This is a genomic window from Pseudomonas sp. G11 (genome assembly GCF_029457515.1).
GTDB classification, from domain to species: domain Bacteria; phylum Pseudomonadota; class Gammaproteobacteria; order Pseudomonadales; family Pseudomonadaceae; genus Aquipseudomonas; species Aquipseudomonas gorinensis.
The window spans coordinates 6826474-6843678 of record NZ_CP120377.1 but is presented as its reverse complement, the minus strand read 5'-3'; the positions used below and the strand labels follow the sequence as shown (position 1 = coordinate 6843678).

The window sequence follows — 17205 nt, the reverse complement described above, 5'->3', positions numbered from 1 at the left end:
GCGCCCGCTTCGTGCGGGCGCTATGCTTTGGCAGCTTGCCCAGATGCTTTGGGTGGGTGGCCTGTGGCTGTTGCACATTGGCGTGGTACCGGCGCTGGGCCTGATTGGTCTGGCGCCGTTGCTGATCGATGAAATCGATGGATTATTGAGCGCGTTGCTGGTGAGTTTCGCAGCGGCGTGCGTGACGCTTCAGGCGCTGGTGCTGATCAAGGCCGAAGGCTTGAGGAGTTTGTGGCGGGATATTCGCGGGCAACTGCTGTTGATGGCGCTGTATGCATGCGCGATGTTTTGCGTGGTGCATGTATGGCTGCCGGAAGCGTTGCGCTGGCAGTTATTCAGCTATCTTGTGCTAGGGTTTTCCGGCCTGGTGCTGGTCATGCAGCCGGCGCCCGGGTGGAGTGGCGGGGCGCGCGAGGCGCGCCCGTGACCCTTGTTGTCATTTGAAGCGATGAACGTTCGACAGTTGCTTGTTGACGCTGAAGTTCTTGCGATACAGCAGCGCCATCTTGCCGATGACCTGAACCAGGTCCGCCTTGCCCACCTTGCACAGTTCTGCAATGGCGGCCAGGCGCGCTTCGCGGTCAAGGATGTTGACCTTGATCTTGATCAGTTCGTGATCGCCCAGTGCGCGTTCAAGTTCGGCTAACACACCTTCAGTCAAACCGTTGTCTGCCACAATCAAAACTGGTTTCAGATGGTGGCCAATGGATTTGTACTGTTTCTTCTGCTCTTGAGTGAGCGGCATAATCTGACCCCTGCGTCTGATCTTGTAAAAAGCGGCGGCCAGTTTACCCGAGCGAGTCCGGGACCGCCCAGTTAATCACGACCCGTTTTATTTTCGAGGTGGCCCGTGGCCCGTTCCAAAACTAGCCTTAAGTGGCTGCAAGAGCATTTCAACGATCCTTACGTCAAAAAGGCGCAAAAGGATGGCTATCGTTCCCGGGCCAGCTACAAGCTGTTGGAGATCCAGGACAAGGACAAGTTGATTCGTCCAGGCATGAGCGTTATCGATCTTGGTGCGGCCCCTGGTGGGTGGTCCCAGGTGACCAGTCGTCTGATTGGTGGTCAAGGTCGCCTGATCGCTTCCGACATCCTCGAAATGGACAGCATCCCGGACGTGACCTTCGTTCATGGCGACTTTACCCAGGACACCGTGCTCGCCCAGATCCTCGAGGCTGTGGGAAATTCGCAGGTAGACCTTGTGATTTCCGACATGGCCCCCAATATGAGTGGATTACCGGCCGTTGATATGCCGCGGGCCATGTTCCTTTGCGAATTGGCGCTGGATCTGGCGGGTCGGGTGTTGCGTCCTGGTGGCGATTTCCTGGTGAAGGTGTTCCAGGGAGAAGGTTTTGACGAGTACCACAAGAACATCCGCAAGTTGTTCGACAAGGTGCAGACGCGTAAGCCTGACTCTTCCCGGGACAGGTCCAGAGAGCAATACTTGCTGTGCCGCGGCTTCCGTGGTGTCGAAGGCGCGGCGAGTGAAGAGCGTTTTTGAGGAATTCGAGGAGGGCGATAGGTTTTTTTATATCGCTTTCGTCACGAAGCTTTACGAATATTGTGTAGTCAAAGTTTCACAAAGGGTTACAGACGGCGCCTGCCAGAGTTGTAGGTAATGTAGTAAGTTAGGCCGGTGAATATCATGCGAAGCGCGCGCCAGTAGCGGAGCTTGCTTCAGAGGGTAGTTAATTGAACGATATGGCAAAGAATCTGATCCTGTGGTTGATCATCGCGGCTGTCCTCGTGACGGTGATGAACAACTTCTCCAGCCCTAACGAGCCGCAGACCCTCAACTATTCCGACTTCATCCAGCAAGTTAAGGATGGCAAGGTCGAGCGCGTAGCGGTTGATGGCTACGTGATCACCGGCAAACGCAACGATGGCGACAGCTTCAAGACCATTCGTCCGGCAATTCAGGACAACGGTTTGATCGGCGACCTAGTGGATAACCACGTGGTTGTTGAAGGCAAGCAGCCTGAGCAGCAGAGCATCTGGACCCAGTTGCTGGTCGCCAGCTTCCCGATCCTGGTGATTATCGCCGTGTTCATGTTTTTCATGCGCCAGATGCAAGGTGGTGCGGGAGGCAAGGGCGGGCCGATGAGCTTCGGCAAGAGCAAGGCGCGCCTGCTCTCCGAAGACCAGGTGAAAACCACCCTGGCTGACGTTGCTGGTTGCGACGAAGCCAAGGAAGAAGTCGGTGAACTTGTAGAGTTCCTGCGCGACCCAGGCAAGTTCCAGCGCCTGGGCGGCCGTATTCCTCGCGGGGTGCTGATGGTTGGTCCTCCAGGTACCGGTAAAACCTTGCTCGCCAAGGCGATTGCCGGTGAAGCCAAAGTGCCATTCTTCACCATTTCCGGTTCTGACTTCGTCGAGATGTTTGTCGGCGTCGGTGCCAGCCGTGTTCGCGATATGTTCGAGCAGGCCAAGAAGCACGCACCGTGCATCATTTTCATCGACGAAATCGATGCCGTAGGTCGTCATCGTGGCGCTGGCATGGGCGGCGGTCATGATGAGCGTGAGCAGACCCTCAACCAGTTGCTGGTTGAGATGGATGGTTTCGAGATGAACGATGGCATCATCGTAATCGCCGCGACCAACCGTCCGGACGTGCTGGACCCTGCGCTGCTGCGTCCAGGTCGTTTCGACCGCCAGGTGGTGGTTGGCTTGCCGGATATCCGTGGTCGCGAACAGATCCTGAAAGTCCACATGCGTAAAGTGCCGATGGGTGACGACGTGGCTCCGGCCGTGATCGCCCGTGGTACCCCAGGTTTCTCGGGTGCTGACCTGGCCAACTTGGTAAACGAGGCTTCGCTGTTTGCGGCCCGTACCGGCAAGCGCATCGTTGAAATGAAAGAATTCGAGCTGGCGAAAGACAAGATCATGATGGGCGCTGAGCGCAAATCCATGGTCATGTCCGAGAAAGAGAAGCAAAACACCGCTTATCACGAAGCTGGCCACGCCATTGTAGGGCGTGTGGTGCCTGAGCATGACCCTGTCTATAAAGTTTCGATCATTCCTCGTGGTCGGGCGCTGGGTGTCACCATGTTCCTGCCGGAGGAGGATCGCTACAGCCTCTCCAAGCGTGCGCTGATCAGCCAGATCTGTTCGCTGTACGGCGGTCGTATCGCTGAAGAGATGACCTTGGGCTTCGACGGGGTGACCACCGGTGCCTCCAACGACATCATGCGTGCCAGCCAGATTGCACGGAACATGGTGACCAAGTGGGGGTTGTCGGAAAAACTCGGTCCGTTGATGTATGCCGAGGAAGAGGGTGAAGTATTCCTGGGTCGTGGTGGTGGCGGTCAGAGCGCCAGCTTCTCTGGTGAGACAGCCAAGCTGATCGACTCCGAAGTGCGCAGCATCATTGACCAGTGCTACGGTACGGCCAAGCAGATCCTGACCGACAATCGCGACAAATTGGATGCGATGGCTGATGCGCTGATGAAGTACGAAACCATCGATGCCGATCAGATCGACGACATCATGGCTGGCCGTACACCGCGTGAGCCTCGCGATTGGGAAGGTGGTTCAGGTACCTCGGGTACTCCGCCAGTGGTGCAGAATGAACGCCCTGAAACCCCGATCGGCGGCCCCGCAGCTGACCACTAAGGTTTGAAATGACTTTTGCGTTGTCCTCTACCCGGTTGCCTTGCGGCAACCGGGTTCTTGATTTGGCCCAGACACATGTCATGGGCATTCTTAATGTCACCCCTGATTCCTTTTCTGACGGCGGCCGCTTCAGCCAGCTGGACGCAGCGTTGCGTCATGCTGAGTCGATGGTGGCTGCAGGAGCGACCCTGATTGATGTCGGTGGTGAGTCCACTCGGCCTGGCGCTCGCTTTGTTTCTCCGTTGGAGGAACTGGAGCGCGTGGCGCCGGTTGTCGAGCGCATTGCTCGTGAACTGGATGTCATCATATCGGTTGATACATCCACGCCAGCGGTGATGCGTGAGGCAGCGCGCCTGGGTGCGGGACTCATCAATGACGTGCGTTCGCTGCAGCGTGACGGTGCCTTGGATGCGGCGGCGGCGTCCGGCCTTCCAGTGTGCCTGATGCATATGTTGGGCGAGCCCGGCAACATGCAGGACTGCCCTCACTATGACGACCTGGTGGGTGAAGTGAGTGGGTTCCTTGCTGCACGGATCGCCCAGTGCGCCACTGTTGGCATCCCGCCTGAGAAGATCATCCTTGATCCCGGGTTCGGGTTCGCCAAGACCTTGCAGCACAATTTAAGCCTGTTCAAGCATATGGAAGCTTTGCATGCCCTTGGTCGGCCCCTGTTGGTTGGGGTTTCGCGCAAGAGCATGATAGGGCTCGCCTTGAATCGTCCGGTGGGTGAGCGGTTGTACGGTGGCCTTGCACTTGCGGCGCTTGCGGTAACCAAGGGCGCGCGTATCTTGCGCGTGCATGATGTCGCCGAGACCGTCGATGTGGTGCGAATGATCGCCGCTGTAGAATTAGCCGAATAAGAATGATGGAGCACTTATGACTAAAAAATACTTTGGCACCGACGGTATCCGTGGTCGGGTCGGCGAATATCCGATTACTCCTGATTTCATGCTCAAGCTGGGTTGGGCGGCCGGTATGGCGTTCCGTAGCATGGGCGCATGCCGCATCCTGGTGGGCAAGGACACCCGTATCTCGGGTTATATGTTTGAATCGGCACTGGAGGCGGGTCTGTCCGCTGCCGGTGCTGACGTTATGCTGCTGGGGCCGATGCCGACTCCGGCGATCGCATACCTGACGCGTACTTTCCACGCTGAAGCCGGTATCGTGATCAGTGCTTCGCACAATCCCCATGACGATAATGGCATCAAGTTTTTCTCGGGGCAGGGCACCAAGCTGCCTGACGAGATCGAGTTGATGATCGAAGAGCTTCTGGATGCGCCGATGACGGTGGTCGAATCCAGTAAGCTGGGCAAGGTGTCGAGAATCAATGACGCGTCTGGCCGTTATATCGAATTCTGCAAGAGCAGTGTGCCAAGTAGTACCAATTTTGCGGGGTTGAAGATTGTTGTCGACTGCGCCCATGGTGCGACCTACAAGGTGGCGCCAAGTGTATTCAAGGAATTGGGTGCGCAGGTTACCGTGCTGTCGGCTCAGCCTAACGGGCTGAACATCAATGAAAACTGCGGCTCGACCCATATGGAGCAACTGCAGGCAGCCGTTCTGGCTGAGCATGCCGACCTGGGTATCGCGTTTGATGGCGACGGTGATCGTGTCCTGATGGTTGATCACACCGGTACCGTGGTTGATGGCGATGACCTGCTGTTCATCATCGCTCGCGACCTGCATGAACGTAACAAGCTGCAAGGCGGCGTCGTTGGCACGCTGATGAGTAATCTCGGGCTTGAGCTGGCCTTGGCCGAGCTGGGGGTTCCGTTTGTTCGTGCGAATGTGGGTGACCGTTATGTGATCGCCGAACTGCAGGAGCGTAATTGGCAGGTGGGTGGCGAGAACTCGGGGCACGTGGTGTGCTTCCAGCACACGACTACGGGCGACGCCATTATTGCCGCGCTACAAGTGCTGCTGGCATTGCGTCGACGCGACGAGAGTCTTGCCCAGGCGCGTCAAGCCCTGCGCAAATGTCCGCAAGTGTTGCTCAATGTGCGATTTGCCGGTGGCGATAATCCGATCGAGCACCCTGCTGTCAAAGAGGCCTGCGAGCGCGTGACCCTGGCGATGGCGGGACGTGGTCGCGTATTGCTACGCAAGTCCGGTACGGAGCCTTTGGTGCGCGTTATGGTCGAAGGCGAGGATGAAACACAGGTTCGGGGGCACGCCGAAGACCTGGCAAAACTGGTAACTGAAGTTTGCGCCTGAATTCGGCTTGCCAGTGATGATGTGGTTGGGTAACATCTGCGCCCACTTTGACCGACGAGGTACAGCATGCGTCGCACTATGGTAGCTGGTAACTGGAAGATGCACGGTACCCGCGCCAGTGTCGCTGAGCTGATCAATGGCCTTCGTCACTTGGCCTTGCCTAGCGGTGTTGATGTTGCGGTTTTCCCGCCTTGCCTGCATATCACCCAAGTGGTTGATGGCTTGAAAGGTAAGTCGATTCAGGTCGGCGCGCAGAATTCTGCAGTGGAAGCCATGCAAGGTGCTCTGACGGGTGAAACTGCACCAAGTCAGTTGGTCGATGCGGGTTGTTCCTACGTGCTTGTCGGACACTCCGAGCGCCGTCAGATGATGGGTGAGCGTGATGGAACGCTCAACCGCAAGTTCGCGGCAGCACAGGCTTGTGGCCTGATTCCAGTGTTGTGCATAGGGGAGACCCTTGAGCAGCGTGAGTCGGGTAAGACTCTTGAGGTTGTCTCGCGTCAGCTGGGCAGCATCATTGAAGAGTTGGGTGTTGGTGCATTTGCAAAGGCAGTAATTGCTTACGAGCCGGTCTGGGCCATTGGTACCGGGCTGACTGCTACACCGCAACAGGCGCAGGATGTGCACGCAGCCATCCGCGCGCAGTTGGCGGCAGAGAATTCTGAAGTCGCACAAGGTGTGCGTCTTCTATACGGCGGCAGCGTGAAGGCGGCCAATGCGGTCGAACTGTTCGGCATGCCGGATATCGATGGGGGGCTCATTGGTGGAGCCTCCCTGAATGCAGATGAGTTCGGTGCGATTTGTCGCGCCGCGGGAAACTGAAAAAATGCTGGAAACAGTCGTAGTCGTTTTTCATCTGTTGGCTGCCCTGGGCGTAGTTGCCCTGGTTTTGTTGCAACAGGGTAAAGGTGCGGATGCTGGTGCGTCTTTCGGTGCAGGTGCTTCAAATACTGTATTCGGAAGCCAAGGTTCCTCTACCTTTCTTAGTAAGTTTACTGCTATACTTGCCGCCGGTTTCTTCATAACCAGCTTGGGGTTAGGTTACTTTGCTAAAGAGAAAGCTCATGTGCTGACTCAAGTAGGTCTCCCAAACCCAGCAGTGTTGGAAGTGCCAAAAGCAAAACCGGCTTCTGATGATGTCCCGGTGCTTCAAGAGCAAAAGTCGGCTACTCCAGCGACTGACGTACCTCCAGCTCAAGAGCAGAAGTAAGAAGGGTTGTAAACGCTGTATTGCCGAGGTGGTGGAATTGGTAGACACGCAACCTTGAGGTGGTTGTGCCCATAGGGTGTAGGGGTTCGAGTCCCCTTCTCGGTACCAATTATCAGGAGAGCCCGCTGTTGCGGGCTTTCTTGTAGGTGGAAGGTTACATTGACCCTGTAAGGGATCGGTCGTATACTTCCGCCCCAGCTTTGTCGCGGGGTGGAGCAGTCTGGTAGCTCGTCGGGCTCATAACCCGAAGGTCGTCGGTTCAAATCCGGCCCCCGCAACCAGTTTTAGCGGAGCCCCTTTTAAGGGGCTTTTTGTTAGCTGGACACTTTCAACGCCGCTGTTCGACGGCGTTTCAAGGATGGGCGTTTCGCCCATTTTTTTATTTTGCACAGCATGCACATACATGCACGAGGGGGTTCAGGTGTCGAGCAAGCTAGAAGAGTTGCAGGCCTTGCTGGCCCCGGTGGTCGTGGCCCTAGGCTATGAATGCTGGGGTATTGAGTTTTCGGCTCAAGGTCGCCACTCAATGTTGCGCGTTTATATCGATAAAGAGGGCGGCGTGCTGGTGGACGATTGTGCCATTGTCAGTCGTCAGATCAGCGGTGTCCTGGATGTTGAAGATCCAATCGCCGTTGAATACACCCTCGAAGTTTCCTCGCCAGGCATGGAACGCCCACTGTTCACTATTGATCAGTTTGCAAAATTTGCCGGTGAACAAGTGAAGATCAAGCTGCGATCTCCCTTTGAAGGGCGACGCAATTTTCAGGGCCTTCTGCGCGGTGTAGAAGAGCAGGACGTCGTGGTGCAGGTAGAAGACCATGAGTTCCTGTTGCCGATCGATATGATCGACAAGGCCAACATTATTCCCAGTTTTGACTGAGACGCGGATCCCGCGGATCCAATGGCTTGCGAAAGGCGAGGCGTACGATGAGCAAAGAAGTACTGCTGGTTGTTGAGTCGGTATCCAATGAAAAGGGCGTACCGGCAAACGTGATTTTTGAAGCGCTGGAGTTGGCCCTGGCCACTGCTACCAAAAAGCGTTTTGAAGACGAAGTTGATCTGCGTGTGGAAATCAACCGCCACACCGGTGCCTATGAGACTTTCCGTCGCTGGACGGTCGTCGAAGAAGCCGATCTTGATGATCCGGCCATTGAAACCTGGCCAAGCAAGGTTGCTGAAACGCATCCTGGTGCCAAGGTGGGTGATGTTGTCGAAGAAAAGATCGAATCGATCGAGTTCGGCCGTATTGCTGCACAGACCGCCAAGCAGGTCATCGTGCAGAAGGTTCGCGAAGCCGAGCGCGCTCAAGTCGTTGACGCCTATCGCGAGCGCCTGGGAGAAATCATCTCGGGTACTGTGAAAAAAGTTACCCGCGACAACGTGATCGTCGACCTGGGCAACAACGCCGAAGCGTTGCTGGCCCGTGAAGACATCATCTCTCGCGAAACCTTCCGTGTCGGCGTGCGTCTGCGTGCGCTGCTCAAGGAAATCCGCACCGAGAACCGCGGCCCTCAGCTGATCCTGTCGCGTACCGCGCCGGAAATGCTGATCGAACTGTTCCGTATCGAAGTGCCGGAAATCGCCGAAGGCCTGATCGAAGTCATGGCTGCGTCCCGGGACCCGGGTTCGCGCGCCAAGATCGCGGTCCGCTCCAAGGACAAACGCATCGACCCGCAGGGCGCTTGCATTGGTATGCGCGGTTCGCGCGTCCAGGCAGTGTCGGGCGAATTGGGCGGTGAGCGTGTGGACATCGTCCTGTGGGACGATAACCCGGCGCAGTTCGTGATCAACGCCATGTCGCCGGCTGAAGTGGCGGCAATTATCGTTGACGAAGATGCCCATGCAATGGACATCGCCGTTGGCGCAGACAATCTGGCTCAGGCCATTGGTCGTGGTGGTCAGAACGTGCGTCTGGCCAGCCAACTGACCGGCTGGACCCTGAACGTGATGACCGAATCGGACATCCAGGCTAAGCAGCAAGCTGAAACCGGTGACATCCTGCGCAACTTTATCGACGAGTTGGAAGTCGACGAAGATCTGGCGCAGGTGCTGGTAGATGAAGGCTTCACCAGCCTGGAAGAGATTGCCTACGTACCGTTGGAAGAAATGCTCAACATCGACGGCTTTGACGAAGACACCGTCAACGAGCTTCGCGCTCGGGCCAAGGATCGTTTGTTGACTAAAGCCATCGCTACTGAGGAAAAGCTGGCAGACGCCCATCCGGCCGAAGACCTGCTCTCGCTTGAGGGTATGGACAAGGATTTGGCGATGGAACTGGCGGTGCGCGGCGTAATTACCCGCGAAGACCTGGCCGAGCAGTCTATTGACGATCTGCTCGACATCGACGGCATTGACGATGATCGTGCCGGCAAGTTGATCATGGCCGCCCGAGCCCATTGGTTCGAGTAATTAGGCGCGGCCTGAGGAGAGAAGTGCATGACGCAAGTCACGGTGAAACAACTGGCCGATGAGGTCAAAACACCGGTAGAGCGCCTGTTGCAGCAGATGCGTGAGGCAGGTCTGCCGCACACCGCCGCCGATGAAGGTGTGAGCGATAGTGAGAAGCAGTCTTTGCTGACTCACTTGAAGAGCAGCCACAAGGCGAAAGTGGAAGAACCGCGCAAGATTACATTGCAGCGCAAAACCACCAGCACCCTGCGTGTTGCTGGTAGCAAGAGCATTAGCGTTGAAGTGCGCAAGAAGAAAGTCTTCGTGCAGCGCAGCCCGGAAGAAATCGAAGCCGAGCGTAAACGCGAACTGGAAGAACGTCGTGCAGTAGAAAATGCTGCTCGCCAGAAGGCTGAAGAAGAAGCCAAGCGTCGCGCCGAAGAAGAAGCGCGTCGCCAGCCTGCTGCTGCGCAACCTGCTGCCACTGATGCAGTCGCGGCCCCTGCTGCGCCTGTAGAAGCTGTGCGTGAGGCCGCTCCGGTTGCCGCTGCACCAGCACCTGCTGCTGACGCTCGTAAACGCGACGAACCTCGTCGTCCGGACAAGCCACGTGCCGACGATAACAATCGTCGCGGTGGTGGTGGTGATGGCGAGCGCAAAAACGCTCCGCATCGCGCCTCGGTCAAAGAGAAAGCGCCTGCGCCACGCGTTGCGCCACGGACTACCGACGAAGAAAGCGATGGCTTCCGTCGTGGTGGTCGCGGCAAGGCCAAGCTGAAAAAACGCAACGCCCACGGTTTCCAGAGCCCAACCGGCCCTGTCGTGCGTGAAGTGAAGATCGGCGAGACCATCACTGTAGGCGACCTCGCCCAGCAGATGTCGGTCAAGGCAGCTGAAATCATCAAGTTCATGTTCAAGCTGGGCACCCCGGCCACCATCAACCAGGTACTGGACCAGGAAACTGCCCAACTGGTTGCGGAAGAGCTGGGCCACAAAGTGACCCTGGTCAGCGACACAGCCCTGGAAGATTCCCTGGCCGAGTCCCTGAAGTTTGAAGGTGAAGCCGTTTCCCGTGCACCAGTCGTGACCGTAATGGGCCACGTTGACCACGGTAAAACTTCCCTGCTCGACTACATTCGTCGTGCCAAGGTTGCAGCAGGTGAGGCTGGCGGTATTACCCAGCACATCGGCGCCTACCACGTTGAAACCGATCGCGGCATGGTGACGTTCCTCGACACCCCAGGTCACGCCGCGTTTACCGCGATGCGTGCCCGTGGTGCCAAGGCGACCGACATCGTGATCCTGGTGGTCGCAGCGGACGACGGCGTGATGCCACAAACCATCGAAGCCGTTCAGCATGCCAAGGCAGCTGGCGTACCGTTGGTGGTGGCAGTGAACAAAATCGACAAGCCGGGCGCTGATCTCGATCGCATCCGTAGCGAATTGTCGGTTCACGGCGTGACTTCTGAAGAGTGGGGTGGTGACACTCCATTCGTACCGGTCTCCGCGAAGATGGGTACTGGCGTTGACGAATTGCTTGAAGCCGTTCTGTTGCAAGCCGAAGTTCTGGAACTGACCGCTACTCCATCGGCTCCTGGCCGCGGTGTCGTGGTTGAGTCCCGCCTCGACAAGGGCCGTGGCCCGGTTGCGACCGTCCTGGTTCAAGACGGTACCCTGCGCCAAGGCGACATGGTGCTGGTCGGTTCGAACTACGGCCGTGTACGTGCCATGCTTGACGAGAACGGCAAGTCCATCAAGGAAGCTGGTCCGGCCATCCCTGTCGAGATTCTCGGCCTGGACGGTACCCCGGACGCTGGCGACGAGATGAGCGTGGTTGCCGACGAGAAGAAAGCCCGTGAAGTGGCTCTGTTCCGTCAAGGCAAGTTCCGCGAAGTCAAGTTGGCCCGTGCTCACGCCGGCAAGCTGGAAAACATCTTCGAGAACATGGGGCAGGAAGAGAAGAAGACGCTTAACATCGTCCTCAAATCTGACGTTCGTGGTTCCCTCGAAGCGTTGAACGGCGCCTTGAACGGCCTGGGTAACGACGAAGTGCAAGTGCGTGTTGTTGGTGGCGGTGTTGGTGGTATCACCGAGTCCGACGCTAACCTGGCACTGGCTTCCAACGCTGTACTGTTCGGCTTCAACGTGCGTGCCGATGCTGGCGCTCGCAAGATCGTCGAGCAGGAAGGCCTGGACATGCGTTACTACAACGTCATCTACGACATCATCGAAGACGTCAAGAAAGCCCTTACCGGCATGCTTGGCAGCGACGTCCGGGAAAATATCCTGGGTGTTGCCGAAGTACGTGACGTGTTCCGTTCGCCGAAATTTGGCGCGATCGCCGGCTGTATGGTTATCGAAGGCACCGTTTACCGTAACCGTCCAATCCGTGTACTGCGTGAAGACATCGTTATCTTCGAAGGCGAGCTGGAATCCCTGCGCCGCTTCAAGGATGACGCTTCAGAAGTACGTGCCGGCATGGAGTGCGGTATCGGCGTCAAGAGCTATAACGACGTCAAGGTTGGCGACAAGATCGAAGTTTTCGAGAAGGTTCAGGTTGCTCGCAGCCTCTAACTCGCGCACTTCAAGGGCCACGCCGCGTGTGGGCATGCAAATGCCCCGCGCCGCGTCCGGACTCTAAACGCAACGCCCGGTCTGGCTTTTGTCAGGCCGGGCGTTTGCCGCTTTCAGACCCCACGGATTTCACCGTGTGGCAGTAACAGGTAACAAGACATGGCAAAAGAATACAGCCGTACCCAACGTATCGGCGATCAGATGCAGCGCGAGCTGGCTCAACTGATCCGTCGCGAAGTCAAAGACCCGCGCGTTGGCCTGGTCACTATCACTGCCGTTGAAGTGAGCCGTGACGTGGGTCACGCCAAGATCTTCATCACCGTGATGGGCCAGGACAGCAGCGAAGAAATCGCGCAAAGCATCAAGGTGCTCAACGCTGCCGCCGGCTTCCTGCGTATGCAGCTTGCCCGTGAGATGAAGCTGCGCAGCGTGCCTCAGTTGCACTTCCACTACGACGAAAGCGTCGTGCGGGGTGCGCACCTGTCGGCACTGATCGAGCGCGCAGTGGCTGAAGATAATCAGCACCCGTCCACACCTGAAGACGCCAAGGAGTAAGCGGTGGCTCAGGTTAAACGTATCCGTCGCAATGTCAGTGGCATCATTCTGCTCGACAAACCCATTGGCTTTACCTCCAATGCCGCGTTGCAGAAGGTCCGCTGGCTGCTCAATGCCGAAAAGGCCGGGCACACGGGCAGCCTCGATCCCCTGGCCACCGGCGTGCTGCCGTTGTGCTTTGGCGAGGCCACCAAGTTCTCGCAATACCTGCTCGACTCCGACAAGGGTTACGAAACCCTGATGCAACTGGGCAAGACCACTACCACGGCCGATGCCGAAGGTGATGTTCTGCAGGTTCGCGACGTGACCGTTGGTCGTGCTGATATCGAAGCTGTTTTACCCGCTTTTCGCGGGCAAATCAGTCAGATACCGCCGATGTACTCGGCTCTCAAGCGGGATGGGCAGCCTCTTTACAAGCTGGCACGTGCGGGCGAAGTAGTGGAGCGCGAACCGCGTTCTGTTACTATTGCGCGCTTGGAATTGCTCGCCTGTGAAGGCGACACCGCCCGCTTGGCGGTGGACTGCAGCAAAGGCACCTATATCCGGACCCTGGTGGAAGATATTGGTGAGAAGCTCGGTTGCGGCGCGTACGTTGCAGAGCTGCGACGCACACAGGCCGGACCTTTCAGCCTGGCCCAAACGGTCACGCTGGAAGAGTTGGAGGCGGTGCATGCCGAAGGCGGCAACGAGGCGGTTGATCGCTTCCTGATGCCATCGGACAGCGGTTTGCTTGATTGGCCATTGCTGCACTTCTCGGAGCACAGCGCGTTCTATTGGCTCAATGGCCAGCCGGTACGTGCCCCGGATGCCCCGAAATTTGGCATGGTGCGAGTACAGGATCATAACGGTCGCTTTATCGGTATCGGTGAAGTGAGCGAAGACGGGCGCATCGCGCCGCGTCGACTGATTCGGTCAGAATGACCGAACGAGTGTGGCTGTTAACAGGCACGGTCAACACTCATTTTTAGATACAGGGATTTGTCCCTGGCCTGTTGAAACTGCCCTTTGGGCAGTTTCCTGAAAAAAGGATTGCCTCATGGCTCTCGACGTTCAAGAAAAAGCACAAATCGTAGCTGACTATCAGCAAGCTGTTGGTGACACTGGTTCGCCAGAAGTGCAAGTTGCACTGCTGACCCACAACATCAACAAGCTGCAAGGTCACTTCAAGGCCAACGGTAAAGATCACCACTCCCGTCGTGGTCTGATCCGCATGGTAAACCAGCGCCGTAAGCTGCTGGACTACCTGAAAGGCAAGGATCTGGGTCGTTATCAGGCTCTGATCGGTCGCCTGGGTCTGCGTCGCTAATCAGCGATTGCGCTAGAGGTTGGTTGTCTGCCGTGTGTCAGTGGGATTCCCGCTGGCTCATGGCAGGCTCCCAGCCTCAAGTTTTATCTGGATACACGTTTTACCCCTGGACAACGGTTGGGCCGACTCCCGACATTGCCCAAGAATTTCGTAAGAAGACAAGTTCCCCAAGAGCCACAAAGAAGGTAGGACACCGTGAACCCGGTTATCAAAAAATTCCAGTTCGGTCAGTCGACCGTTACCCTCGAGACAGGCCGTATCGCCCGTCAAGCTTCCGGCGCAGTGCTGGTTACCGTTGACGACGACGTCACCGTATTGGTAACCGTTGTAGGTGCCAAGCAAGCCGATCCAGGCAAGGGTTTCTTCCCTCTGTCTGTCCACTACCAGGAAAAGACTTACGCTGCCGGTAAGATCCCTGGCGGTTTCTTCAAGCGCGAAGGCCGTCCTTCCGAGAAAGAAACCCTGACTTCCCGACTGATCGACCGTCCGATCCGTCCGCTGTTCCCAGAAGGCTTCATGAACGAAGTGCAGGTTGTCTGCACCGTCGTTTCCACCAGCAAGAAAACCGATCCGGACATCGCTGCGATGATCGGTACTTCGGCTGCCCTGGCCATCTCCGGTATTCCTTTCGATGGTCCGATCGGTGCTGCCCGCGTTGCCTTCCACGAAAGCACCGGCTACCTGCTGAACCCGACTTACGAGCAGCTGAAAGCTTCGAGCCTGGACATGGTCGTTGCCGGTACTTCGGAAGCCGTGTTGATGGTTGAATCGGAAGCCAAAGAGCTGACCGAAGACCAGATGCTGGGCGCGGTACTGTTTGCTCACGACGAGTTCCAGGTCGTGATCAACGCCGTTAAAGAACTGGCCGCTGAAGCTGCCAAGCCAACCTGGACCTGGGCTGCTGCCCCGGAAGCCACCGAACTGCTGGGCGCTATCCGTGCCGAGTTCGGCGAAGCGATCTCCCAGGCCTACACCATCACCATCAAGGCCGACCGTTACGCTCGCCTGGGTGAGCTGAAGGATCAGGTTGTTGCCAAGCTGTCCGGCGAAGAAGGCCAGCCTTCGGCCAGCGACGTCAAGGCTGCATTCGGTGAAATCGAATACCGCACCGTTCGCGAGAACATCGTTAACGGCAAGCCACGTATCGACGGCCGTGACACTCGCACGGTGCGTCCGCTGAACATCGAAGTCGGCGTTCTGCCGAAGACTCACGGTTCGGCGTTGTTCACTCGTGGTGAAACCCAAGCGCTGGTTGTCGCGACCCTGGGTACTGCCCGTGACGCACAACTGCTGGACACCCTGGAAGGCGAGAAAAAAGACCCGTTCATGCTGCACTACAACTTCCCTCCGTTCTCGGTGGGCGAGTGTGGTCGCATGGGCGGTGCGGGTCGTCGCGAAATCGGTCACGGCCGTCTGGCCCGCCGTTCGGTTCAGGCCATGCTGCCTGCTGCTGACGTGTTCCCGTACACCATCCGTGTGGTGTCGGAAATCACCGAGTCCAACGGTTCCAGCTCCATGGCTTCCGTTTGCGGTGCTTCCCTGGCGCTGATGGACGCTGGTGTGCCGATGAAGGCACCGGTTGCCGGTATCGCCATGGGCCTGGTTAAAGAAGGCGAGAAGTTCGCCATCCTGACCGACATCCTGGGGGACGAAGACCACCTGGGCGACATGGACTTCAAAGTCGCTGGTACCGCTAAAGGTGTTACCGCGCTGCAGATGGACATCAAGATCAAGGGCATCACCGAAGAGATCATGGAGATCGCCCTGGGCCAAGCCCTGGAAGCGCGCCTGAACATCCTCGGTCAGATGAACCAGATCATTGGTCAGTCCCGTACCGAGCTGTCGGAAAACGCTCCGACCATGATCGCGATGAAAATCGACACCGACAAAATCCGTGATGTTATCGGTAAAGGCGGCGCGACCATCCGTGCGATCTGTGAAGAGACCAAGGCTTCGATCGACATCGAAGACGACGGCTCGATCAAGATCTTCGGCGAAACCAAGGAAGCTGCAGAGGCCGCGCGTCAGCGCGTTCTGGGCATCACCGCGGAAGCCGAGATCGGCAAGATCTATGTCGGTAAAGTTGAACGCATCGTCGACTTCGGCGCATTCGTCAACATCCTGCCGGGCAAAGACGGTCTGGTTCACATCTCCATGCTGAGCGACGCTCGTGTTGAGAAAGTGACCGACATTCTGAAAGAAGGCCAGGAAGTGGAAGTGCTGGTACTGGACGTGGACAACCGCGGCCGTATCAAGCTGTCCATCAAAGATGTAGCAGCAGCCAAAGCTTCGGGCGTTTAATCACCCGCAGGTTTCACGCTGAAAAAGGGACTCTTCGGAGTCCTTTTTTTATGGCGGCGGAAAAAGCCCGAAAAATCAGTTGTTTAATCCAAGCCAAAAAACCGCAACTTGCACGCAGGCACGACGCGGTTCATGCAAGTTGCACGATTTCGAAAAGATGGGTATTTGTTAATGCATTGTTTTTAAAGGGTTTTTATCTGAATTTCGACTTGGCACAGTGCCTGCAATATCCCTGTTAACGCTGCAGCATCAAGGTCCACACGCTGCAGACTTTTAATAAAACAGGAGTTACTCGTATGAAGAAGTTCGCTCTCGCTACTGCTACCGCTTTGACACTGGCTATGACCAACGTTGCTTTCGCTCAAACGTCTCAAGCGCCGATGACACTGGCTGCTGGCGAAGTGACTAAGGCCAAGGAGTCCACCTCGGATACCTGGATCACCACCAAAGTTAAAGCTGACCTGCTGACCGAAAAAGGCATCCCAGGTTCGGACATCAAGGTTGAGACCAACAAAGGTGTGGTTTCCCTGTCGTCGACCGTTGCCATCTCTGACTCTCAGAAAGCGACCGCTGTAGCGATCACCAAGAAAATCAAAGGCGTAACTGCTGTTTCGGCTGATGGCCTGTTGGCCGGCGGCGCTACCAAAGCAGACAATATCGACAAAACCAAGGGCGCAGCCGCTGATGCCAAAGGCGCAACCAGCGACACTTGGATCACCACCAAAGTGAAGGCTGACCTGGTTACTGAGAAAGGCATTCCTGGCACAGACATCAAAGTCGAAACCAACAAAGGCGTGGTTTCCCTGTCTTCGACGACTGCTGTGACTGAATCGCAGAAAGCCACTGCTGTTGCGATCACCAAGAAAATCAAAGGCGTTAAAGCAGTATCGGCTGATGGCTTGAAAGCCGAGTAACGCTCAACCCATCGCCTGAACTAGGCGCGGCGGCAACGAGTGAGCCAGTTATCCACTCAATGCACCTCACGTGTTCATGCGACCGGCCACAAGGAAGTGGTCATTACAGGCCCCGGCATTCGTGTCGGGGC

The 17205-nt window shown here is 56.9% G+C and carries 16 protein-coding genes and 2 tRNA genes; 17 read left to right on the top strand and 1 reads right to left on the bottom strand.

Annotation, left to right across the window (positions count from 1 at the left end):
- Positions 1 to 22 precede the first annotated feature (22 nt).
- Positions 23 to 427 (top strand): MFS transporter, encoded by a 405-nt coding sequence (locus P2T68_RS31565; protein ID WP_168233245.1) that lies wholly within the window; start codon positions 23 to 25, stop codon positions 425 to 427.
- A 9-nt stretch (positions 428 to 436) separates the two neighbouring features.
- On the opposite strand, the gene P2T68_RS31560 is transcribed toward P2T68_RS31565, so the two are convergent.
- Entirely contained in the window at positions 437 to 745 is a 309-nt protein-coding gene (locus P2T68_RS31560; protein ID WP_017139256.1) for a YhbY family RNA-binding protein, read from the bottom strand.
- A gap of 105 nt (positions 746 to 850) precedes the next feature.
- On the opposite strand from P2T68_RS31560, the gene rlmE reads away from it, so the two are divergent.
- The 16 genes from rlmE (at position 851) to P2T68_RS31480 (ending at position 17074) form a co-directional block, all read left to right on the top strand.
- Entirely contained in the window at positions 851 to 1501 is a 651-nt protein-coding gene (gene rlmE, locus P2T68_RS31555; protein WP_015885924.1) for a 23S rRNA (uridine(2552)-2'-O)-methyltransferase RlmE, read from the top strand.
- A gap of 200 nt (positions 1502 to 1701) precedes the next feature.
- A complete protein-coding gene (gene ftsH, locus P2T68_RS31550; RefSeq protein ID WP_032803717.1) occupies positions 1702 to 3612 on the top strand; it encodes an ATP-dependent zinc metalloprotease FtsH in 1911 nt (636 codons plus the stop codon).
- 8 nt (positions 3613 to 3620) lie between these two features.
- Complete coding sequence (folP, locus tag P2T68_RS31545) at positions 3621 to 4472, top strand: dihydropteroate synthase (protein WP_277378742.1); 852 nt, start codon at positions 3621 to 3623, stop codon at positions 4470 to 4472.
- A 16-nt stretch (positions 4473 to 4488) separates the two neighbouring features.
- On the top strand, positions 4489 to 5826 hold the full coding sequence (glmM, locus tag P2T68_RS31540; protein ID WP_024077437.1) for a phosphoglucosamine mutase: 1338 nt from the start codon (positions 4489 to 4491) through the stop codon (positions 5824 to 5826).
- A 66-nt stretch (positions 5827 to 5892) separates the two neighbouring features.
- Positions 5893 to 6648, top strand: coding sequence for a triose-phosphate isomerase (gene tpiA, locus P2T68_RS31535; protein WP_069077025.1), 756 nt, complete (start codon positions 5893 to 5895; stop codon positions 6646 to 6648).
- A gap of 4 nt (positions 6649 to 6652) precedes the next feature.
- Complete coding sequence (gene secG / locus P2T68_RS31530; RefSeq protein WP_010206600.1) at positions 6653 to 7036, top strand: preprotein translocase subunit SecG; 384 nt, start codon at positions 6653 to 6655, stop codon at positions 7034 to 7036.
- A 22-nt stretch (positions 7037 to 7058) separates the two neighbouring features.
- Positions 7059 to 7144: transfer RNA gene (locus tag P2T68_RS31525), tRNA-Leu, on the top strand.
- 96 nt (positions 7145 to 7240) lie between these two features.
- A tRNA-Met gene (locus P2T68_RS31520) sits at positions 7241 to 7317 on the top strand.
- A gap of 140 nt (positions 7318 to 7457) precedes the next feature.
- Positions 7458 to 7916, top strand: a complete 459-nt coding sequence (gene rimP, locus P2T68_RS31515; protein WP_032865935.1) for a ribosome maturation factor RimP — start codon at positions 7458 to 7460, stop codon at positions 7914 to 7916.
- Positions 7917 to 7963: 47 nt separating this feature from the next.
- A complete protein-coding gene (gene nusA, locus P2T68_RS31510) occupies positions 7964 to 9445 on the top strand; it encodes a transcription termination factor NusA (protein ID WP_008057419.1) in 1482 nt (493 codons plus the stop codon).
- Positions 9446 to 9472: 27 nt separating this feature from the next.
- Positions 9473 to 11998, top strand: a complete 2526-nt coding sequence (gene infB, locus P2T68_RS31505) for a translation initiation factor IF-2 (RefSeq protein ID WP_024077435.1) — start codon at positions 9473 to 9475, stop codon at positions 11996 to 11998.
- 159 nt (positions 11999 to 12157) lie between these two features.
- The gene (gene rbfA, locus P2T68_RS31500; protein WP_024077434.1) at positions 12158 to 12553 is read left to right on the top strand and encodes a 30S ribosome-binding factor RbfA; all 396 of its coding nucleotides are present in this window, start codon (positions 12158 to 12160) and stop codon (positions 12551 to 12553) included.
- A 3-nt stretch (positions 12554 to 12556) separates the two neighbouring features.
- Positions 12557 to 13474: a tRNA pseudouridine(55) synthase TruB gene (gene truB, locus P2T68_RS31495; protein ID WP_010562682.1), complete on the top strand. Its 918-nt coding sequence runs from the start codon at positions 12557 to 12559 to the stop codon at positions 13472 to 13474.
- Positions 13475 to 13589: 115 nt separating this feature from the next.
- The gene (gene rpsO, locus P2T68_RS31490) at positions 13590 to 13859 is read left to right on the top strand and encodes a 30S ribosomal protein S15 (protein ID WP_003176135.1); all 270 of its coding nucleotides are present in this window, start codon (positions 13590 to 13592) and stop codon (positions 13857 to 13859) included.
- A 195-nt stretch (positions 13860 to 14054) separates the two neighbouring features.
- On the top strand, positions 14055 to 16160 hold the full coding sequence (gene pnp / locus P2T68_RS31485; RefSeq protein ID WP_024077433.1) for a polyribonucleotide nucleotidyltransferase: 2106 nt from the start codon (positions 14055 to 14057) through the stop codon (positions 16158 to 16160).
- 296 nt (positions 16161 to 16456) lie between these two features.
- Positions 16457 to 17074, top strand: coding sequence for a BON domain-containing protein (locus P2T68_RS31480; RefSeq protein ID WP_024077432.1), 618 nt, complete (start codon positions 16457 to 16459; stop codon positions 17072 to 17074).
- Positions 17075 to 17205 lie beyond the last annotated feature (131 nt).